The 20,798-nt window shown below is 71.4% G+C and carries 18 protein-coding genes and 1 pseudogene; 11 read left to right on the forward strand and 8 right to left on the reverse strand.

The annotated features are described in order from the left end of the window. Positions 1-10 precede the first annotated feature (10 nt). From BLT25_RS14570 to BLT25_RS14585, 4 genes are all read right to left on the reverse strand, one after another. Positions 11-1,552 (reverse strand): AbgT family transporter, encoded by a 1,542-nt coding sequence (locus BLT25_RS14570; RefSeq protein ID WP_091047127.1) that lies wholly within the window; start codon positions 1,550-1,552, stop codon positions 11-13. A gap of 5 nt (positions 1,553-1,557) precedes the next feature. Then, complete coding sequence (locus BLT25_RS14575; RefSeq protein ID WP_091047129.1) at positions 1,558-2,532, reverse strand: CE1 family esterase; 975 nt, start codon at positions 2,530-2,532, stop codon at positions 1,558-1,560. 106 nt (positions 2,533-2,638) lie between these two features. Next, the gene (locus BLT25_RS14580; RefSeq protein ID WP_091047132.1) at positions 2,639-3,400 is read right to left on the reverse strand and encodes a creatininase family protein; all 762 of its coding nucleotides are present in this window, start codon (positions 3,398-3,400) and stop codon (positions 2,639-2,641) included. After that, the gene (locus BLT25_RS14585) at positions 3,397-4,086 is read right to left on the reverse strand and encodes a FadR/GntR family transcriptional regulator (RefSeq protein WP_091047134.1); all 690 of its coding nucleotides are present in this window, start codon (positions 4,084-4,086) and stop codon (positions 3,397-3,399) included. The genes BLT25_RS14580 and BLT25_RS14585 overlap by 4 nt, the downstream gene beginning before the upstream one ends. A gap of 89 nt (positions 4,087-4,175) precedes the next feature. Here BLT25_RS14585 and BLT25_RS14590 point away from each other — a divergent pair, with 89 nt between their 5' ends. From BLT25_RS14590 to BLT25_RS14610, 5 genes are all read left to right on the forward strand, one after another. Further along, positions 4,176-5,195 carry a LacI family DNA-binding transcriptional regulator gene (locus BLT25_RS14590; protein WP_091047137.1) on the forward strand — a complete coding sequence of 340 codons (1,020 nt, stop codon included), beginning with the start codon at positions 4,176-4,178 and terminating at the stop codon, positions 5,193-5,195. A 116-nt stretch (positions 5,196-5,311) separates the two neighbouring features. Continuing rightward, positions 5,312-6,991 (forward strand): glycoside hydrolase family 13 protein, encoded by a 1,680-nt coding sequence (locus BLT25_RS14595; protein ID WP_091047139.1) that lies wholly within the window; start codon positions 5,312-5,314, stop codon positions 6,989-6,991. Positions 6,992-7,021: 30 nt separating this feature from the next. Continuing rightward, on the forward strand, positions 7,022-8,389 hold the full coding sequence (locus BLT25_RS14600; RefSeq protein ID WP_176883901.1) for an ABC transporter substrate-binding protein: 1,368 nt from the start codon (positions 7,022-7,024) through the stop codon (positions 8,387-8,389). Between the two features lie 2 nt (positions 8,390-8,391). Beyond that, the gene (locus BLT25_RS14605; protein ID WP_256328608.1) at positions 8,392-9,357 is read left to right on the forward strand and encodes a carbohydrate ABC transporter permease; all 966 of its coding nucleotides are present in this window, start codon (positions 8,392-8,394) and stop codon (positions 9,355-9,357) included. Continuing rightward, positions 9,357-10,226, forward strand: a complete 870-nt coding sequence (locus BLT25_RS14610; protein ID WP_091047144.1) for a carbohydrate ABC transporter permease — start codon at positions 9,357-9,359, stop codon at positions 10,224-10,226. The genes BLT25_RS14605 and BLT25_RS14610 overlap by 1 nt, the downstream gene beginning before the upstream one ends. Positions 10,227-10,266: 40 nt before the next feature. On the opposite strand, the gene BLT25_RS14615 is transcribed toward BLT25_RS14610, so the two are convergent. The 3 genes from BLT25_RS14615 to BLT25_RS14625 are packed head-to-tail and all read right to left on the reverse strand — an operon-like array spanning position 10,267 to position 12,000. After that, positions 10,267-11,190: a universal stress protein gene (locus tag BLT25_RS14615; RefSeq protein ID WP_091047146.1), complete on the reverse strand. Its 924-nt coding sequence runs from the start codon at positions 11,188-11,190 to the stop codon at positions 10,267-10,269. Then, positions 11,187-11,393 carry a hypothetical protein gene (locus BLT25_RS14620; RefSeq protein ID WP_091047149.1) on the reverse strand — a complete coding sequence of 69 codons (207 nt, stop codon included), beginning with the start codon at positions 11,391-11,393 and terminating at the stop codon, positions 11,187-11,189. Before BLT25_RS14620 ends, BLT25_RS14615 begins: the two co-directional genes overlap by 4 nt. Positions 11,394-11,400: 7 nt before the next feature. Beyond that, a complete protein-coding gene (locus BLT25_RS14625) occupies positions 11,401-12,000 on the reverse strand; it encodes a CBS domain-containing protein (RefSeq protein ID WP_176883903.1) in 600 nt (199 codons plus the stop codon). Positions 12,001-12,283: 283 nt separating this feature from the next. Between BLT25_RS14625 and BLT25_RS14630 the strand changes: the two genes are divergently transcribed. After that, positions 12,284-13,183 carry a carbamate kinase gene (locus BLT25_RS14630; RefSeq protein ID WP_091047153.1) on the forward strand — a complete coding sequence of 300 codons (900 nt, stop codon included), beginning with the start codon at positions 12,284-12,286 and terminating at the stop codon, positions 13,181-13,183. Positions 13,184-13,188: 5 nt separating this feature from the next. Further along, positions 13,189-13,587, forward strand: a pseudogene (locus BLT25_RS30715) (cation-transporting P-type ATPase); the annotation flags it as partial. A 98-nt stretch (positions 13,588-13,685) separates the two neighbouring features. Here BLT25_RS30715 and BLT25_RS14640 read toward each other — a convergent pair. Continuing rightward, positions 13,686-16,283, reverse strand: coding sequence for a cation-translocating P-type ATPase (locus BLT25_RS14640; protein WP_218131341.1), 2,598 nt, complete (start codon positions 16,281-16,283; stop codon positions 13,686-13,688). Positions 16,284-16,503: 220 nt separating this feature from the next. Between BLT25_RS14640 and BLT25_RS14645 the strand changes: the two genes are divergently transcribed. Genes BLT25_RS14645 through BLT25_RS14660 form a run of 4 tightly spaced genes read left to right on the forward strand, consistent with a single transcriptional unit; the run spans position 16,504 to position 20,730 of the window. Beyond that, positions 16,504-17,406 (forward strand): universal stress protein, encoded by a 903-nt coding sequence (locus BLT25_RS14645; protein ID WP_091047157.1) that lies wholly within the window; start codon positions 16,504-16,506, stop codon positions 17,404-17,406. After that, complete coding sequence (locus BLT25_RS14650) at positions 17,403-18,392, forward strand: ABC transporter ATP-binding protein (protein ID WP_091047159.1); 990 nt, start codon at positions 17,403-17,405, stop codon at positions 18,390-18,392. Before BLT25_RS14645 ends, BLT25_RS14650 begins: the two co-directional genes overlap by 4 nt. Before the next feature lie 2 nt (positions 18,393-18,394). Then, on the forward strand, positions 18,395-19,570 hold the full coding sequence (locus tag BLT25_RS14655; protein WP_091047161.1) for an ABC transporter permease: 1,176 nt from the start codon (positions 18,395-18,397) through the stop codon (positions 19,568-19,570). After that, positions 19,567-20,730: an ABC transporter permease gene (locus tag BLT25_RS14660; protein WP_091047164.1), complete on the forward strand. Its 1,164-nt coding sequence runs from the start codon at positions 19,567-19,569 to the stop codon at positions 20,728-20,730. Before BLT25_RS14655 ends, BLT25_RS14660 begins: the two co-directional genes overlap by 4 nt. Positions 20,731-20,798 lie beyond the last annotated feature (68 nt).

Below are 20,798 nucleotides of genomic sequence, written 5' to 3' on the forward strand. Positions count from 1 at the left end.
CGGAGAGGGATCAGCGGACCGGAGCGCCCGGCCCGAGCGGGATCCCGAGCGCCCACCACAGGAAGAACAGGGCAGTCCAGGCCAGGCTCATCGCGATCGCCAGCGGCAGCGTGTAGGAGGCGAGGGTGCCGATGCCGGCGTCCTTGCGGTAGCGCTGCAGGAAGCCGAGGGCCATCACGAAGTACGGGCTCATCGGGGTGATCGCGGTGGAGCCGGAGTCGGCGATCCGGAAGAGCGCCTGGGTGGTCTCCGGCGGCACCGAGAGCAGCATCAGCATCGGCACCAGGACCGGCGCGGCGATGGACCACATCGCCGAGCCGCTGGTGACCATGATGTTGACGACGCTGAGCAGCGCCAGGACGAGCAGGAAGACCACCCACACCGGGATGTTGCTGGTCTCCAGGGCCTCGGCGGAGTTGACCGCGAGCACGTCACCGAGGTGGGACCACTCGAAGTACGCCAGGAACTGCGCGATCGCGAAGAAGAGCACGAGCACCGGCGCCATCTGCTTGATCCCCTGGCCCATCAGCGCCGGTACGTCGCCGGCCTTGGTGATCGAACCGGACAGCGTGCCGTACACGGTGCCGGCGAGGCCGAAGAGCACCGCGACGATCGCGGCGATGCCGGTGAGGAACGGCGACTCGGTCAGCGACCCGTCCTCGCCGCGCAGGGGAGAGGACGGCGGGATCACGACGGCGGCGACGACCACGATCGCGACCAGCAGGCTCACCAGGGACCAGCGCAGCGCCCGGCGCTCGCGGCCGTCGAGCTCGAGCGTGCCGAAGTCGCCGTCGTCGGCATCCTCGTCGGCGTCGAGGTCGGGCCGCTTGGAGAGGACGAACTTGGTCATCAGGGTGATCACCGCGGCCAGCAGCAGCGAGGAGGCGATGTTGAAGAACCAGTTGCTGACGGGGGAGACGTACGCACTCTCGTCGACGATCTGGGCCGCGGCGGTGGTGATGCCGGCGAAGATCGCGTCGTTGGGCGTGGGGATCGGGCTGGCGTCGTACCCGCTGGCGATCGCGGTGTAGGCGACCACGATCCCGAGGATCGGCGAGCGCCCCACGGCCCGGAAGGCGAGCCCGCCGAGCGGGACCAGGATGATGTACGCAGCGGCCGAGGCCACGTGGGCGACGGTTCCGGTGAACGCGACGGCGAAGACCACCCAGCCGACGGGCACCCGGGAGATGCCGGTCTTCATCGCGGCGGTGAGGAAACCGGTGCGCTCGGCGACGGCGACGCCCATGATGACCACGACGATGGTCGCCATCGGCGGGAACTCGGCGAAGTTGGAGACCATCGTCGAGACCGCCATCGCCAGGCCCTCTCCGCTGAGCAGGCTCTGGACGACGACCTCCTCCCCGTCGCTGGGGGAGATGACCGAGACGCCGGCGGCGGCACAGATCGCGCTGATCACGGCGAGGATCGCGGCGAGGATCCAGAAGAGCCAGAACGGGTGGGGGAGGGCGTTGCCGACGCGCTCGACGACGCCCATGGCGCGGATGATCCAGGGCAGTCTCTCGCTGCTGGTGGGGGTTGCGGTGCTGGTCATGTCAGTCACCCTTCGCTGGTGAGGCGGTGGCGGGAGAAGAAGTCCCAGATCACCGTCGCGGACTCGATGGTGTGGGTGACGTGGCCGCCACCGGAGTAGATGTCGCCGCCCGGCCAGACGTGGCCCCCGCCGGCGACGGCTACGTGCTGGACCTCGGCGTCCTGGTCGCATCCGGTCCACCGGGTGGTCGCGATGTCGCGGCGGGTGCGGGTGGTGGAGGTGGTGCAGCCGTTGTGCTCGGCCCAGCCCTGCACCCACTCGGGGATCGCGGGCAGGTCCCGGTCGGCGTCGCCCGCGTAGGGGATGGTCGCGTCGGCGACACCGTGGATCTCCAGGATCGGCGTCGGTGGCGCCTCTGCGCAGCCGGTCCGGGTGCCCGGGTAGAGCGCCGGGGCGACCGGGGCGACGGCCGCGAAGGTGTCCGGCAGCTGGCAGGCGAGGAGTGCGGCCAGGCCGGCGCCGTTGGACTTACCGGTGGCATAGACGCGGGTCGTGTCGATGCAGTGGTCGGCCTCGATCGCGGCGAGCAGGTCGCGGGTGAAGGCGACGTCGTCGACGTCCGGGGCCTCGTACGGTGCGCCCTGCCAGGCCTTGCGGTAGCCGGACCCGGTGCCGATCGCACCGTCGGGGTAGGCGACCACGGCCGGGAGGTCGGAGAGCTCGGAGAAGCCCTCGACCTCGACGCCGGTGCTGCCGCGGCCGTGGAAGGCGAGGATCAGCGGCCAGTCGTCGCGGCGGTCGTAGCCCTCGGGCAGGCGCAGCACGTAGCTGCGCTCGAGGTCTCCGCTGGTCAGCTCGTACTTCTGGCTGCTGTCGGGCTCTTGGTCCGTGGGCTTGGCACAGCGCGTCGTCTCGCCGGCCGCACGGTCCGGGGCCGAGGTCGAGGTCAGCGCGGTGGTCGCGGTCGGGGCCAGGGACAGCGCGGCCACGGCGGCGACCGCGGCTGCCGGCGCCAGCAGGCGGAGGTGTCGTGGGGACATGTCGTGCTCCTTTCGGGGCATCATCTGGGGGGCATGAGGGTGTGCTGGATCGCCCGGCGACGCGGTGCGCGTCCCGGTCGGGTCCCGAGCTGGAGGGGCGGGTGGCCTAGGTGTCGAGCCACTCCTTGATGAAGGCGACGAGGCGGTCGGTCGCCTCGGCGAGGATCGCGCGGCCGTCCTCGGCGGTGGCGCGACGCGGGTCGCCGAGCACACCGGTGGGGGAGAGCCGGTCGTAGGGGAGCGCCACGGCGGGATGGCTCACCGAGCGGGCCAGCCGGGCGAACGGGTCGAGCTGGTCGGGCGCGGTCGTGCCCGGGGCGAGCAGTTCCTGACGTACGAGATGAGGGGCGATGTGCAGCATCTGGGCGGTCTCGGCCTCGCCGCTGTGACCGGAGACCGGGCTGAGCTCCATCGTGGCCACGGCGTCCCTGGCCAGGACGGTGACCGGCGCCCAGGCGAGCTCGAGCTCGGGGCGGTCGCGCAGCAGCTCCTGGGCCAGGGTGCCGAGGGTGGCGTTGTTGCCGCCGTGCCCGGTCACCACCAGGAACCGGCGCCAGCCGTGAGCGGCCAGCGACTCGACGTACTCACGTACGACGGCGGCGAACAGCGCCGGGCGCAGGCTCACCGTGCCGGCGAAGGCCTGATGGTGGGGCGAGACGCCGACCGGTACGCCCGGACCGATGACGACCTTGCCGGGGAGGGCCTCGGCCACCGCGTCGGCGAGGGCCTCGGCGCGGATCTGGTCGGTGGCCAGGGGTAGTCCGGCACCGTGCTGCTCGAACGCGCCGACGGGGATGACCACGACCGTCCCGCTCTCGGCGGCCGCCGCGGCCTCGAGGGTGGTCATCTCCGCGAGCTTCGCGGTCATCGGGCCTGCTCCGGTCCGAGCGTGGAGGCGATCGCCTCGCGGATCGCGACCAGGTGCTCGCGGGTCAGAGCTGCCGCAGCGTCGGCGTCCCCGTCGCGTACGGCCTCGACGATCCGGAGGTGGTCGGCGTGGTCGCGGTCGCGGTCGGTGTAGCGGTGCCGGATCTCGATCTGGTCGCGGGCCCTCACCTGCAGCAGCGCCTCGACGGTCTCGCGCAGCAGCAGGTTGCCCGAGGCGCCGGCGAGCGCGACGTGGAAGTGCAGCTCGGGCCGCTCGTCGGCGTACTGCGGCTTGAGCGAGTTGTCGGCCGAGAGGGTCAGCGCGGTGAGGTCCTCGTCGGTGCGCTGCGCGGCCGCGGCCGCCGCGACCGGCGGCTCGAGCACGATCCGGGCGTCGAGGAGCTCGAGGACCGACTCGCTGCGCGACTCCGAGACATGCGGGTTGACCAGCAGCCGCCGGTTCACACCGCCGCTCACGTAGGTGCCCGATCCGTGCCGGAAGCGGATCACGTCGGTCGCCTCCAGGCGGCGCAGCGCCTCCCGGATCGTCGGTGTGGTCACCTCGAACCGTTTGGCCAGCTCGCGGGAGGAGGCCAGGGCGTCGCCCGGCTCCAGGCCCGCGGCCTCGATCATGGCGACGATCCCGTCGGCGATGCGTTCAGAGAGCGATGATGTGTTGCTGGTCACAGGAAGTGACTAAATCACTTATTGAATTACGCGTCAAGGGCGACGACGCTTGCAGACAGCTTGCGTAAAGCGGTTATATTCTTGCGCTCATGAGTAGACGTCTTGCCGACGCAGCCGCCCGCGCCAAGGTCTCCGAGGCGACCGTGAGCCGGGTGCTCAACGGCAAGCCGGGGGTCTCGGAGGCGACCCGCGAACGGGTGCTGACCGCGCTCGACGTGCTCGGCTACGAGCGGCCGGTGAAGCTTCGCGGTGAGCGCGCCAGGCTGGTGGGTCTGGTGCTGCCCGAGCTGCAGAACCCGATCTTCCCGGCGCTCGCCGAGGTCCTCGGCGCCCACCTCGCCCAGCAGGGGCTGACCCCGGTGCTGTGCACGCAGACCGCCGGCGGTGTGACCGAGTCGGAGTACGTCGACCTGCTCCTGGAGCAGCAGGTGGCCGGGGTCGTCTTCGCCGGCGGCGCCTACGCGCAGCGGGACGCGGGCCATGCCCACTACGACCGTCTCGCCGGCCGCAACCTTCCCGTCGTGCTCATCAACGCGGCCATCGACGACCTGCCGTTTCCCCGCGTGGTCTGTGACGACGCCGATGCGATGGAGCAGGCCGCCGAGCACCTGATCGCGCTCGGGCACGAGCGGATAGGGCTGGTACTGGGCCCGCGTGACCACGTTCCCTCCGAGCGCAAGCTGGCTGCCTTCCGCGCCGTCTGCGACCGGACCGGGGTGCCGTTCGACGAGGATCTGGTCGTACGCAGCCTCTACTCGCTCCAGAGCGGACAGGCCTCTGCGGCGCGCCTGGTCGAGCAGGGCGCGACCGGCATCGTGTGCGCCAGTGACCCGCTCGCGCTGGGCGCGGTCAGGGCGGTGCGCCGGGCCCGGCTCTCGACGCCTGCGGACGTGTCGGTGATCGGCTTCGACGACTCGGCGTTCATGGCGTTCACCGACCCGCCGCTGACCACCATCCGGCAGCCGATCGAGGCGATGGGCCGGGCGGCGGTCGACTTCCTGGTGAGCCAGATCGACGGCACCCTCGGGCCGGTCGACGAGCTGCTCTTCGAGGGCGAGCTGGTGGTCCGGCGGTCTACCGGACCCGCAAGCCGGCGCGCAAAGTCCTGAAATTAATTACGCACTGTCAAGTTCTTGCGCTCCTTCTGTGGCTGGCTCTACGGTCGCTGCACGCCGTCAAGGTGATGGCGATCACATGAGTGTGAACTGCCGAGAACGGAGTGCCCGTGACCGCCACGGAATCTCGACGGAGCGAGCCGGCACCGGCGTCGCTCCCGGTCTTCACCGAGCGCCCCGCCGACTGGTGGCGCTCCGCGGCGATCTATCAGATCTACCCGCGCAGCTTCGCCGACGCCAACGGCGACGGCACCGGTGACCTGGCCGGGGTGCGGGCCCGCCTGACCTACCTGCGCGACCTCGGGGTCGACGCGATCTGGTTCACCCCGTGGTTCCCCTCGCCGATGGCGGACGGGGGCTACGACGTCGCCGACTACCGTGCGATCGACCCGGTCTTCGGCGACCTCGCCGAGGCGGAGGCGCTGATCCGGGACGCCCTCGAGCTCGGCATCCGCACGATCATCGACATCGTCCCCAACCACGTCTCGGACCAGCACCGATGGTTCCGGGCCGCGGTCGCCGCCGGGCCCGGGGCACCCGAGCGGGAGCGGTTCTGGTTCCGAGACGGCCGCGGCGCCGATGGCGAGCTGCCGCCCAACGACTGGACCTCGGAGTTCGGCGGCACGCCATGGACCCGGCTGACGACCCCCGACGGCGTCCCCGAGCAGTGGTACCTGCACCTCTTCTCCGCCGAGCAGCCCGACCTCAACTGGCAGCACGAGGACGTACGCCTCGAGCACGAGGAGATCCTGCGGTTCTGGTTCGACCGGGAAGTCGCCGGGATCCGGATCGACTCCGCCGCCCTGCTCGCCAAGGACCCGGACCTCCCCGACGTCCCCGCCGACCCGCGACCGGGCGAGCACCCCTACGTCGACCGCGAGGAGCTCCAGGAGATCTACCGCGGCTGGCGCCGGATCGCCCAGGAGTACGGCACCGACCGCGCCCTGATCGGCGAGGTCTGGCTCCCCGACACCGCCAGGTTCATCCGCTACCTGCGCCCCGACGTGCTGCACGCGGCGTTCAACTTCGACTTCATGACCGCGCCGTGGGACGCCGAGGCGCTGCGTACCTCCATCGAGACGACGCTGCGCGTGCACGGCGAGGCCGATGCGCCGGCCACCTGGGTGCTCTCCAACCACGACGTCACCCGGCCGGTGACCCGCTACGGCCGCGCGGACACCGCGTTCGCTTTCGAGACCAAGCGTTTCGGCACCCCGACCGACCGAGCTCTCGGCGAGCGGCGGGCACGCGCGGCGGCGATGCTGGCGATGGGGCTGCCCGGGGCGTACTACCTCTACCAGGGCGAGGAGCTGGGCCTGGACGAGGCCGACATCCCGCCCGACCGGATCCAGGACCCGATGCACTTCCGCAGCGGTGGCGTCGACCCCGGCCGGGACGGCTGCCGGGTGCCGCTGCCGTGGAGCGGGGACCGGCCGCCGTACGGCTTCAGCCCGGCAGGCGTGAAGACCTGGCTGCCCCAGCCCGAGGGCTGGGCGCAGCGGACGGCGCAGGCGCAGTCGGCCGACCCGCGCTCGATGCTCTCGCTGCACCGGATGGCGCTGCTGATCAGGCGTACGCACCCCGACCTCGTCACCGGCGACTTCAGCTGGATCGACACCGCCCCCGGGATCCTCGCCTTCCGCCGCGGCGCCCATTTCGCCTGCGTGGTCAACCTGACCGACACCCCCGTGGAGCTGCCGAGCAGCGACCACGTCTGGCTCGCCAGCTCGCCGCTCGAGGCGGGCCGGCTCCTTCCCGATGCCGCGGTCTGGCTGCGGCCCACGACCTGAGACCCCACCACAACATCCAGGAGACAGACCATGAGAACCACTCGGTTGCGCAGCGTCGCGCTCGCCGCGGTCGCGGCTGTCGTGCTCGGCTCGCTCGCCGCTTGCGGCGAGACGTCGGACGACGGCGACGGCGTCACCATCACCGTCGAGGGCTGGCGCCCCGGCGACAAGCAGGCCACGATCGACGCCGTCAAGGCGCAGGCGGCGGCCTTCAACAAGGAGCATCCCGACATCACCGTGAAACCGGTGGAGTGGCAGTGGAACGCACAGACCTTCCCCGCCCAGCTCTCCGGCGGCACGCTCCCGATCTCGTTCCGGGTGCCGTTCACCGACACCAAGGGTCTCGTCGAGCGCAAGCAGGTCGCCGACGTCGACGCGGAGGTCCGTGAGCTGCCCTACTTCGACCAGCTCAACCCGACGGTGCTGGCCGCGGCGCAGGGCACCGACGGGAAGGTCTACGGGCTGCCCTCCGACGTCTACGCCAACGCGCTCCACTACAACCGCGACCTGTTCACGAAGGCCGGCCTCGACCCCGACAAGCCGCCGACCACGTGGGAGGAGCTGCGGGCCGCGGCCAAGCAGATCAACGAGCGGACCGGTGCCACCGGTTATGCCGAGATGACCACGGGCAACACCGGTGGCTGGATCCTCACGACCCTCACCTACGCCCTCGGCGGCCGGATGGAGACGCAGGACGGGGACACGTTCACCGCGACCGTCGACAACCCGCAGACGGAAGAGGCGCTCCAGCTGCTGCACGACATGCGCTGGACCGACAAGTCCTTCTCCGGCAGCACGGCCTACGACTGGAACAGCATCAACCAGGCGTTCGCGGCGGGGAAGGTCGCGATGTTCATCAGCGGCTCGGACGTCTACAACTCCCTCGTCACCACCGCGGCGATCGACCCGAAGTCGTACGGGCTCACCGCGGTCCCGATGGGGGACTCGGCCGACGCCGGCGCGCTCGGCGGCGGCTCGGTCAACGTCGTCAGCGCCAAGGCGAGCGAGGCGGAGGCCGAGGCGGCCGTGGCCTGGGCGGACTTCTTCCGGGTCCGCAAGTACACCGACGAGTCGGCGGCCGTCGCCGACGCGAAGACCCAGACCGCTGCCGAGCAGCCCGTGGGGACGCCGACCTTCCCGATCTTCGACGAGACCTCCTACACCACCTACCAGGGCTGGGTGAAGGACTACGTCAACGTGCCGCTGGACCAGATGACCGGCTACACCTCGCGGATGTTCGACCTCACCCTGGTCGCCGAGCCGCCCGCCCAGACCCAGGCCGTGTACGGCGCGCTCGACCCGGTCGTGCAGAAGGTGCTCAGCGACGAGAACGCAGACATCCCCGCGCTGCTGAAGGACGCCGACGCCTCGGTGCAGCAGATCCTGGACAAGGGGTGAGGGTGGCCGTCGACATCTCCCGCGTGAGTGGGCCGGCCCTCGTGAGAGGGCCGGCTCGCCGGCGTACGTCCTTCGTCTCCGGGCTCGCGAGGTGGTGGCGCGGCAGCGCGGCGACCGTGGTCTTCCTGCTGCCGATGCTCCTCGTCTTCGGGCTGTTCTCGTGGTGGCCGATCGCCCGGACCGTGGTCATGAGCCTGCAGGAGACCAACCTCGTCGGGCCCGCGGCATGGGTGGGCCTGGACAACTTCCGCACCGTGCTCAGCGACCCGCTGCTCCCGGTGGCGCTGCGCAACACGGCCGTCTTCGCGGCGATCGCGTTCGTCTTCGGCTACCCGATCCCGCTGGTCATGGCGGTGGTGTTCAGCTCGCTGCGGAAGCTGCGCGGCCTCTACGCCTGCCTGGCCTACCTGCCGGTCGTGGTGCCGCCGGCGGTGGCGGTGCTGCTGTGGAAGACCTTCTACGACGCCGGGTCCGGGGGAGTGTTCAACACGGTCCTGGGCTGGGTCGGGCTCGGGCCGGTGCCGTGGCTGGAGTCGGCCGACTGGGTGCTGCCCTCGCTGGTGATGGAGGCGACCTGGGCCGCGGCCGGCGGCACGGTGATCATCTATCTCGCGGCGCTGACCACGGTGCCGCAGGAGCTCTACGACGCCGCCTCGGCCGATGGCGCGGGCGTGCTCGGCAAGGTCTGGCACGTCACCCTGCCGCACCTTCGCCCGGTCCTGCTGATCACCTTGATCCTCCAGATCATCGGCACCGCCCAGGTCTTCCTGGAGCCCTACCTCTTCACCGGCGGCGGTCCCTCGCACGCGTCCTTGACGCTGCTGCTCCTGATCTACGAGTACGCCTTCGGCAGCACCACCGGCGGCGGCGACTACGGCCCGGCGACCGCGCTGAGCCTGATGATGGCGGTCGGGCTGGCGCTGCTGTCGTGGATCTACTTCCGGCTGACTCGCGGCTGGAGCGACTGATGAGCTTCGTCTCCTCCCTCGACCGGCGGCGTACGTCGGTGCGCTGGGGTCTCCGCGGTGTGCAGGCGGCGATGCTGCTCGCACTGGTGGTGGTCTGTCTCGGGCCGCTGCTGTGGCTCGCGAAGTCGGCGGTGACGCCCACCCAGGACACGCTGCGCTCGCCGATCTCGCTGTGGCCGAACGGGCCGGACCTCTCGATCGTGACGCAGGCGTGGACCGAGCTCGGCCTGTCGGCCTACCTGGTCAACACGGTGGTCATCGCCGCCGGGTCCTGGGCCGTCCAGGTGCTGGTCGCCACGACCGCGGGCTATGCGCTCTCGGTGCTTCGGCCGCGGTTCGGACGGATCATCTACGCAGCCGTGCTCGCCACCATGTTCGTGCCGATCGTGCTGCTGCTCGTCCCGCTCTACCTCACCGTGCTGAGCCTGCCGGTCGTGCACTGGTCCCTGGTCGGGACGTACGCAGGCGCCTTCCTGCCCGCGGGCGCCTCGGCGTTCAACGTGGTGATCATGAAGCGGTTCTTCGACAGCCTGCCCCGCGAGATCCTGGACGCCGCGCGGATCGACGGCGCCGGGCCGTACCGGCTCTTCTGGTCGGTGGTCCTGCCGATGTCGCGGCCGGTGCTCGGTGTGGTGTCGGTCTTCGCCGTCCTGGCCGCGTGGAAGGACTTCATCTGGCCCCTGATCGTGCTGCCCGACCCGGCCAAGCAGCCCATCGCGGTCCGGCTGCCGTCCATCGCCCCGACCACCGACCTCTCCGTCCTGCTCGCCGCGATGGCGATCTCCGCGGCGCTGCCGATCCTCTTCTTCCTCCTCTTCCAGCGGCTCTTCCTGCACAGCGAGGGGCTCGAGGGGGCGGTGAAGGGATAGGCCAAGCGATCGGGCCTGCGGTTCGGGACGGTCGAGTCCGTCACCCCGGCAGCGGAAGCACGTCGACCGGGCAGGCAGCTTCACGCAGCAGGGCCCGGGTGACGCCACCCAGATGTGGGAAGGCAAGAAGGTGCGATGCGCGTCCCACGACGAGGAGGGTGGCGGCGTCCCCGGCTGCCACCAGCGCATCGGCAGGTGCCTCGGCGAGGACCCGGCCCTCGAGCGATGTCCGAGCGTTCTCGGGCGCCTGCGACCGAGCTCTCTCGATGAGGTCCGCCAGGTATCGCTCGGCGCGTGTCTTCCATTCGTGGGTCGTGACGTGGTCGGCGAACTCGCCGTGGAGAGCCATCAGGTCGAGACCGTGGAGAACTGTCACCGGCTCGTCCAGGCGGCTCGCTTCGTCGAGGCCATGAGCCAGCACCTGGTCGTCGGTCTTGTCGTTGCCGACGCCGACGACGACGCCGGTGCGTCCATCGGCCGACCAACCCTCGGGGACGACGGTGACCGGACAGTGGGCGTGCGCGGCGACGTGGGCGGAGACGGACCCGGTGAAGACCCGGCGGACGCGGGAGATCGCCCGGCGTTGGAGCATGACCCGGTGAGCGCCTTCGGACTCCTTGATCAGGACGTGCGCCGCATGGCCGCGCAACAGCTCGCCGGTGACCTCGACCGCGCCGTCGACGATGTCTCGGATGCGAGCGGTCGCCTCGGACAGACGCTGCTCGGCCAGCCGTCCGACCGCGGAGTCGTCGATGATCATCGACCGCGGCTCCATCGCGCCGGGGAGCCCGAGGATCGGATCCCCGAACAGGACATTGGCCTGGACGACGTACACCAGACGCAGCGGGTGTCCGCCGGTCGCCGCCAGGCGACCGGCATGCTCCAGCAGCGCGGTCTGTGTCGACGGGTCCAGGATGCCGACGAGGACGGGCGCGGCGGGAACGGGCTCGGCCGGGGTGGTCATGTCATCACGCACACGTGGTCGGCGGTGAAGCCGTGGAATCCCTGGTGCATGCCCGGGTTGTGCGTGCCGTCGAAACCGACGGCCTGGGTGTAGTGGACGACATGCTGCCCGAACTCACGCCCGTCTGCCGCAGCGGCTGCTGTCGGGAGGAGGAGAGCGGTGCCGGCTGCCGCCGCTACCACGACGATGGCGAGGCGTCTCATGGTGAGGTCACTCCTCGGTGTTCAAGGCTTCCGGCTGGTCGATCCGCACCCGGGTGACTCCGGCGACCGTCGCCGCGGCGGACTCGGCCAGGGCGCGGTCCTTCGGCGTGTTCGGCCCGCTGATCACGACACTCCCGTCGGCGACCACGACGAGCCAGTCGGGGTGCCCGAGCTTGGTGATGAGCGTGGTGAGCTCCTGATCCAGCGTGTCGTCGTCGCGGGCCAGGGCGGCCGCCACGTCGCTTCTGCTGATCACACCGACCAGGACGTCGTCGTCATCGAGGACCGGCAGGCTCTTCAGAGCCCGCTCGGCCATGATGTCCACGGCGACCGACACCTCCGAGCCATCGCGCACGGCGACCGTCACCGGGTTCATCACCCGCTCGACGTACGCGGGGGGCAGCTCGGTCACCGGATCCGGTGAGAGCAGGTGGGCGCGCGGGTCCGGCAGGACACGGTCGCGGATCAGGTCGATCTCGGCGACGACGCCGCAGACCTGTCCCGAGGAGGTCACCACCGGCATCGCGGTGATGTGATGGTCACGAAGAAGCGCGAGCGCCTCCCGGACGGGAGTGTCTCTCCGTGCGGTGACGGGCGATGAGGTCATGATCTCTCGGACCAGCATGATCAACTCCGTGGCAAGGTTTCGATTGCTATGGGGAGAGCCTCGTGGAGCAGGGCGAAAGCGGTCATGAGTGCAAGGTCCCGTCGGCACAAGACCTTCGGCCCGACGGAAGGACCTTCGTCATCGAGCCGACGGACGAACGTCATCACGGTCCGGACCACCCGGCACTCCTGCCGGGTCGCGGTCAGGAGTGTGCTGGAGCAGTCGCGATCCATGACGGAAGACCCCTGGTGATGGCTGATGCTGCCGGCTGAGGAGAGATGAGATGAGGATCGTCGTCGCCATCGGCGGCAACGCCCTGCTGCGGCGAGGTGAGCGGCCGGACGCCGCACCCCAGCGCCGGCACGTGGCGACTGCTGCGGCCGCGCTCGCGGGGATCGCCCGCGAGCACGAGCTCGTGGTGGTTCACGGCAACGGACCCCAGGTCGGACTGCTCGCGCTCCAGAGCGGTGCCGATACGAGCCTGTCCGAGCCCTATCCGCTCGCCGACCTCGTCGCTGAGTCCCAGGGCCTGATCGGACTCTGGCTCCAGCAGGCACTCGTCGATGAGGGCGCGGGCGACGTGGTGACCCTGGTCACCCAGACCGTCGTCGACCCCGAGGACCCGGCGTTCCAGGAGCCGACCAAGCTCATCGGCCAGTTCTACGACGAGTCGGCGGCCGGCGGTCTCGCAGGCCGCCACGGCTGGGCCTTCCGAGCCGTCCAGGATGGCTGGCGACGGGTCGTGGCGTCTCCGCTTCCCTGCGGCATCGTCGAGCTCCCCGTGGCCGAGCGCCTTCTCGACGCGGGCGTCACCGTCGTGCTCGCCGGCGGCGGCGGAGTGCCTGTCGTGGTCCGTGACCATCGATACGAGAGCGTCGACGCGGTGGTCGACAAGGACCACGTCGCGGCCCTCGCCGCCGAGACGCTCGATGCCGACCTGCTGCTCGTCCTCACCGACGTCGAGGGCGTGCTCCGGGACTTCGGCGGTCCCGCCGAGACGTTGCTGCGGGAGGTGAGTCCTGCCGAGCTGTCCTCGATGCGGTTCCCCGCAGGATCGATGGGACCGAAGGTGGCCGCCGTCTGCGCCTTCACCCGTCGGACCGGTCGACGCGCGGCCATCGGGGGTCTCGACGAGGTCGACGGAGTGCTCGCGGGCACGGCGGGCACTCAGGTGCGGAGCTGAGGCCGGTGCCGACACACGCAGACCCTCGGTCCGGTGGGCTCACGGCCGCGCAGGCGGCGCTCCGGTTGGCGCGGGACGGCCCCAATGCGGTGCCTGCGGCTCCGCCGACCACGTTGGCCGCTCGGGTCGTGACGCAGCTGCGGGACCCGATGATCCTGTTGCTCGGGGCCGCATTCGTGGTGGTCCTCGCCCTGGGAGATGTGCCGGACGCGAGCGTCATCGCGGTCGTGGTCGTGGTCAACACCGCTATCGGAGTCGTGCAGGAGCGGCGTGCCGAGCAGGCCATGGCGGCCCTGAGCAGGCTGGCGGCTCCGCGCGCCCAGGTGCTCAGGGACGGACGGGTGAGCGACGTCGACGCGGCCGAGCTGGTGCGGGGCGACGTTGTACGTCTCGAGGCGGGCGACGCCGTCCCGGCCTGCCGGGACTCGCGATCGCTGTGGGACGGCCGATCGGACACCTGTCCCGCCGCCACGACGGCTGACCCGAATCTCCGACCTGGTCCTCAAGCCGTGGTCGATCGGCGGCGGATGCTGCGCCAGGCCTTGTGGACCCGGTCGACGAGCAGCAGGGCCGACCCCGCGCCGAGCGCCCACCACCAGCCCTCGGCGGAGGGCCAGCTGCCGCCGAGCATCTCGGAGAGCCACGGCAGACCGAGGAAGGCCGCGAGCAGCACGATCTCGACCGCGACGGCGGCCAGCACCAGCGGGTTGCGGCGCGGATCGACGCGCCATGCCGGTCGCGACTCGCTGCGGCACGCGAACGCGTTGGCGACCTGGCTGATCGCGATCACCGCGAAGGCGGTCCCCGAGGCCTGCGTGAGCAAGGTGGCGCCTGGTGTCGCACCGGGCTCCCACCCGCCACCGGTCAGGACCCAGACGAAGGCGGCGACGGCGGCGACGGCCTCGACAGGCCCGAGCACCAGGAACGCGCGGTGCAGCACCGAGCCACTGGCCACCCGCTCCCGCGGACGAGGACCGTCCATGGTCCGCCTGCTGGGAGGCTCCGCCCCCAGAGCCAGGGCGGGCAGCATGTCCGTTCCGATGTCGAGCGCGAGGATCTGGAGCACACCGAGCGCGGGCGGTATCGAGCCGCCCGAGAGCGCCCACACCGCGAACGGCGCGAGCTCGGCCACGTTGTCGGTCAGGTGGAAGGTCAGGAACCGGCGGATGTTGGCGTACGTCGCCCTGCCCAGCTCGATCGCCTTGACGATCGTGGCGAAGTGGTCGTCGAGCAGCACCAGGTCGGCCGCGTCCCGGGCGACGTCGCTGCCCCCGAGCCCCATCGCCACGCCGACGTCCGCGCCGCGGAGGGCGGCGGCGTCGTTGACGCCGTCGCCGGTCATCGCGACCACGTGGCCGTGCAGCCGCAGCGCGTTCGCGATCCTGAGCTTGTCGGCGGGCGTGACCCGGGCGACCACAGCGCCCCTGGCGTCGTCGAGGAGGTCCGCCAGCGCCGCGTCCTCCGCAGGAAGCCCGGCACCCTCCACGACGACACCGCCCGGTCGAAGAAGGCCGACCTCCGTGGCGATGGCTGCGGCCGTACGGGCGTTGTCACCGGTCATCATCGCCACCCGGATCCCGGCCGTCCGGCACGACTCCAGGGCCTCGCGTACGCCGTCTCGCGGTGGGTCCTCGATGGCCAGCAGAGCGAGCAGCTCCATCGGACCTTCCAGGAGGTCGGCGAGCTCCGCGGACGTGCTGGGCTCTCGACGGGTGCCGGACCTGGCCACGGCGACCACCCGCCGTCCCTCGTCGGCGTAGGCCGTCAGGACCGGAGCAGCGGCCTCACCCGGGGGACCGCACCCGGGCAGGATCCGCTCAGGGGCCCCGAGGAAGTAACCGCGACCGCCGACCACGGCGGCGCTGAAGCGCCGCTCGGTGACGAACGGCACCCGGATCCTCGGGTCCGTGCGGTCGGTGTCCAAGCGAGCCGCAACGACATCGATGGCGACCTCCATCGGGTCCCCCGCGGGGTGCCACGCCCCGTCCTCGAGGACGGCACGCCCGGTGACGCAGGCGCGTGCGGCGCCTGCGGCCTCGGCTGCCGTACGTACCGCGGCCTGCTCGCCCGACACGCTGCCCGTGGGCTCGTAGCCGACGCCCTGCGGCACCACGCGTCCAGCCGGCGTCCAGATCTCCACCACCGTCATCTCGTTGCGCGTGAGCGTGCCGGTCTTGTCGGTGCAGATGAACGTGGTGGAACCGAGCGTCTCGACGGCCTCCAGGTGCCGCACCAGGGCCTTGCTCTCCGCCATCCGCTGGGCACCTCGGGCCAGGGACAGGGTCACGGTGGGCAGCAGCCCCTCGGGGACGAGGGCGACGCTGACCCCGACTGCGAAGAGCAGCGCGCCGGTCGCCGTCCCGCCGAGCAGCAGCGAGATCACGCCCAGGACGACTCCCACCGTCAGTGCGACGGCGGCGATGATCCTGACGAGCCGGTCGAGCTCGCGGTCCAGCGGGCTCGGTGGCCTTCGGGCGCTGGAGATGAGGCCTGCGACCGAAGCCACCTCGGTCCGTGCGCCCGTCGCCGTGACGAGGGCGCGGCCGCTTCCCTGGACCAGGAACGTGGCAGCACGGATCTCGGTGCCCACGGGCTTGTGCACCGGCACGCTCTCGCCGGTGAGCATCGACTCGTCGGCGGCGACCTCCTCGCTGCGCAGGAGGGTCCCGTCGGCGGGCACCCTGTCGCCCGCCTCGAGCAGCACGACGTCGCCGGGGACCACCTGGGCCGCCGAGACCTCCTGCATCCGGCCGTCGCGGAGGATGCGCGTGCTGGCGGGCATCAGGGAGCCCAGCTTCTGGGCGGCCCGGTCGGCACGATGCTCCTGGGCGTAGGCGAACACGCCATTGAGCAGGACGATGACCGCGATGGCCACGGCCAGGGTCGGCATCCCGGCCAGCAGGGCGAGGGCCGCGGCACCCCACAGGAGCAGCGCGAAGAAGTGCGTGAGCTGGGAGACGAGCAGCCGCCACCAGGGGCGCCGTGGCGGGCGTGCGAGCTCGTTCGGCCCGAACCGGTCGAGCTGTGCCGCGGCCTCGGCGGAGCTCAGCCCACCGTTCTCCTCGTCCACGACGTCGCCCTCGGCCTGCCCGGCGGTCAAGGTCGCCTCCTCCGCGGGACTTCGCTCGAGCCCCTCCGCCCGACTCTTGCCGACCCAGGTGCACTGCCGCAGGTCCATTGGTCCTCGGCCGGCCGGACATCCGTCCTGCTGCCGGACCTAGGTCCCGCACTCGCGGCACCGATGGCCCTGACACCCGTGAAGAGGCCCGGCGAGATTGGGAGCAACACCCGACGCACACACTGAGCCCGCAGGAGGGAAGATGGCCGAGCACGACCGGATCCTGGTCGGCATCGATGGGGGAGAGGGCGGCCGAGCCGCGATCCGGCATGCCGCCGAGCGAGCCGGTCGAAGCGGTGCCGGACTGTGGCTCGTCCATGTGATCGACCTCGCCATCGCGACGGGCGTCTTCTACCCCTACGGCTATTCGGGCCTCGCGGACCAGATTCGCGAGGCCGGGGCGACCGCACTCGAGCACGCGGAGAAGGAAGCCGCCGAGCTCGTCGGGGCGGAGAACGTGACCACGACGCTCCTGGACGGGGGAGTGGTGACGGAGCTCGTGCACGCGGCGGCCGACTCCACGATGGTCGTTCTCGGCGACGAGCGCCACCACGGCCTGTCCCGCATCGTGACGGGCTCGGTGACCGGCCGGGTCGCCTCACGCGCACCGGTACCCGTCGTGATCGTGCCGGCCGCCTGGCCCGACGCCCGCGAGGCCCGCGACGCCCGCATGGTGGTCGTGGCTGTCGCCGACTGCGACACCTCCACGGACCTGGTCGCCCGAGCCCTCGCAGAGGCGGTGGACCGTGGTGGCGGTCTGGTGATCGTCCATGGATGGGACGTCCCGGCCGTCTACTACGAGTCGACGCTGGGGCAGCTGGATGCGGCAGGCCTGGCGGCGGACGCGCGTCATCAGCTGATGCAGACCCTCGAACGTGCCCGGCAGCTGGTTCCGAACTCTGCCGGGGTCGACGCGTGGATCGAGGTACGCCGGGGTCAGCCGGCCCGGGTGGTCGCCGAGGCGACGAAGAAGGCAGCCCTGCTGGTCATCGGCCGACGCGGGCACGCGTTCCCGCTGCGCCGCCTGGGCGGCACCGGCCATGCTCTGCTGCGTGAGTCCGCATGTCCCGTCGAGGTCGTTCCTCCGGTTTCTTCGACACCATGAACGTCGAGACCTCCTCGACGCACGCGGCCGAGGTCGCGCCGCCGACGGCGGTGGGGGACGTGCTGCGGTGCACCGATCTGCGCCGGTCCTTCGGAGCGGTCCAGGCGGTGGACGCCGTCTCGTTCCGGATACACGCAGGGGAGACGTACGGCCTCCTCGGCCCGAACGGGGCCGGCAAGACGACCGTGATCTCGATGGTCTCTGGCGTACTGGAGGCCGACTCGGGTTCGGTGCTGGTCGACGGTGTCGAGATGCATCCCGGTGCCCTCACGGCCAAGGCGGCCATCGGGTACGTGCCCCAGGACGTCGCGCTCTACCCCGACCTGACCGGTCGGGAGAACCTGCTCTTCTTCGCCTCGCTGTACCGGATCGGTCGCCGCCGGGCCCGGAGCAGGGTCGCGGAGGTCCTCGACATCGTCGGGCTGACCGAGCGGGCGAGCGACCGGGTGGAGACGTACTCGGGAGGAATGAAGCGTCGGCTCAACATCGCGGTCGGCCTGATCCACCGACCCCGTCTTCTGGTGCTCGACGAGCCCACGGTGGGCGTCGACCCGCAGAGCCGCAACGCCATCCTGGGCAGCGTCGAGCGGCTCAGCACCGAGGGGATGGGGGTTCTCTACACGACCCACTACATGGAGGAGGCCGAGCGACTCTGCGACCGGGTCGCGATCATGGACCTCGGGCGCCTGATCGCCGAGGGGAGGCCTCGGCAGCTGACTGCGCGGCTGGGTGACTCCGAGCACATCCGCCTCACCCTCGAGGGTGACTCGACCCGTGCGGTCGCCGCCCTACGTGACCTCCCGCGCGTCACCGGTGCGACCGCGACGGACGATGCGATCGACGTGCTCGTGCCGGACGCCGAGTCGGCACTCCCGCAGGTGATCCAGGTCGCCGCCGCCCAGGGCACGGTGCGTTCGGTCAGCGTGGACGAGCCGGACCTGGAAACGGTCTTCCTCCGCCTGACCGGCAAGCGGCTGCGTGACTGACGATGCACCCCAGCCTGCAGATCGCGGCCAAGGACCTGAGGCAGCGCGCCCGCGACCGGTCCGCCTTCCTGCTCGCCATCGTGGTTCCCTTCGTGCTGGCCGCGGTCTTCAGCCTGCTGTTCGGGCCTGCGGCCACCCCACGAGCCTTCGACTACGCCGTCGTCGATCTGGACGGCACCGCCGCGTCGCGGGCCTTCACGGTCGACGTGCTCGGTGCACTGCAGGCACAGGGCGTCGCGGAGGTGAGCGAGGTCGACGAGCCGGAGGCCCGGGCCGGCGTTCGGGACGGCGACCTGGACGCCGCCTTCGTGCTGCCGCCGGGGTTCGCCGCGGACGTCGCGAGCCCACGTCCCGCCGAGCTGCGGGTGATCGGCAGCGCCGACTCACCCACGGCGACCGTCGTGGCGCGCTCGGTCGCCCGGTCCTACGTCGAGGGCCTCGACGCGGCCCGGGTGGCGGTGGCCGCGGTCCGGGCCGCGCGCCCTGCGCTGACCCCCGCCGAGATCGAGCGGGTCGCGCAGGAGACCGTGCACGACGTCTCGCCGGTGGTGGTCGAGGATGTCTCCGCGACCGCGCGGGTGCTCGACGCGAAGACCTACTTCGCGGCTGCGATGGCGGTCTTCTTCCTGCTGTTCACGGTCCAGTTCGGCGTCTCCTCGCTGATCGACGAGCGTGGCGAGGGCACCTTGGCCCGCCTCCTGGCGGCACCGATACGCCGCTGGGAGATCCTCGCCGGGAAGCTGCTCACCAGCGTGGTCCTCGGCATCGTCAGCCTGACGGTCCTGCTGGTGGCCAGCGCGGCGATGCTCGGTGCCCGCTGGGGCGACCCGCTCGGCGTCGGACTCCTGGTCGTCTCCGGGGTGCTGGCCGGGACCGGCATCACCTCCGTCATCGCCTCGTTGGCGAGAACCTCCGAGCAGGCCGGGACCTGGCAGGCAGTCGTCGCCGTGACCCTGGGCCTCCTGGGCGGCGCGTTCTTCCCGGTGCGGCAGGCAGGTGCGGTGATCGCGAACCTCAGCCTGGTGACGCCGCACGCCTGGTTCCTGGGCGGTCTGGGCGACCTCGCGGGCGGCGGTGGGGCCGCTGGGGCGCTCCCGTCGGTCGCGGTCCTGCTGGGCATCGCCGCGGTCACCACGGGAGTCGCGCTGCTGCGGATCGGGCGGACGGTGGCGCCGTGACCGCGCTCATGATCGCGTGGACCAACCTCCGCCGCTCCCTGCAGGACCGCACCAGTGCCTTCTTCTTCGTGCTCTTTCCTCTGCTGATGATCACGGTCCTGGGTGTCGCGTTCGGTGGCGGGTACGAGCCCCGGGTCGGGGTGGTGTCACCGGCGACGGGCGCGCTCGCGGGTGATCTGGTCGTGGCTCTCGAGGACGCCGAGGGCATCGACGTACGCCGCGTGGAGAGCCGCGCCGAGGCGGTCGAGGCGGTCGAGGACGGAGGCCTCGAGGCCGCGGTCCTCATCCCGAACACGTACGACACCCGGCTCGAGGACGGACAGGACACCGCGGTGCGGTACCTCTCGCGCGCAGACCGCAACGCCCAGCAGATCGGCATGATCGTCCGTGCCGTCGTCGACGACCAGGCCGGGCGGTACCGGGTGGCCAGAACCCTGCAGCGCGAGCTCGGGGGCGGGCTCGATGAGAATCTCGTCCGCGGGGACGCGTTCGCGGGCCGAGTCGCCGACGTGGCCGTGTCGACCACCACGGTCGGGTCCGCGCCGCTCCCCGAGGACCTCGGCCGCTTCGACCTCGGCGCGAGCAGCCAGCTGCTGCTGTTCACCTTCGTCACGTCCATGACGACGGCGGCGTCACTGATCGAGACCCGGCGGCTCGGAGTCGCGCGCAGGATGTTCGCCACTCCCACCCGGGTCTCCACGATCGTGGCGGGGGAGGCTCTCGGCCGGGTGGCGATCGCGGTCGTGCAGGGTCTGGTCATCATGGTCGGCGCCGCCGTGCTGTTCGGCGTCTCGTGGGGCGACCCGGTCGCCGCTGCGCTGATGCTGCTGTCGTTCGCGACCGTCGCGGGAGGAGCCGGGCTGGTGCTCGGGGCGGCCGCCGCAAACACCCAGCAGTCCGTCGCGATCGGCCTACTGGCCGGGCTCGGGATCTCGGCTCTCGGCGGTTCGATGATGCCGCTCGAGTTCTACTCGCCCACGATGCTCACCATCGCCCATCTGACCCCGCACGCCTGGGCCGCCGACGGCTTCGCGACGCTGGTGCGACACGACGGAACGGTGCTCGACGTCCTGCCCGAGCTGGGGGTGCTCGCCACGTTCGCGGCGGTCCTGTTCGGGGTCGGCTCGTGGGCACTTCGCCGCCGGATCCTCACCGGGTGAGGCTCGGATGGCCGAACGTCCCCATTGCGGAGGACGTACGGCCCCGAGCCCTCGGACTCCGTTCTCTC

The organism is Nocardioides sp. YR527, assembly GCF_900101045.1.
Classification (GTDB): Bacteria; Actinomycetota; Actinomycetes; order Propionibacteriales; family Nocardioidaceae; genus Nocardioides.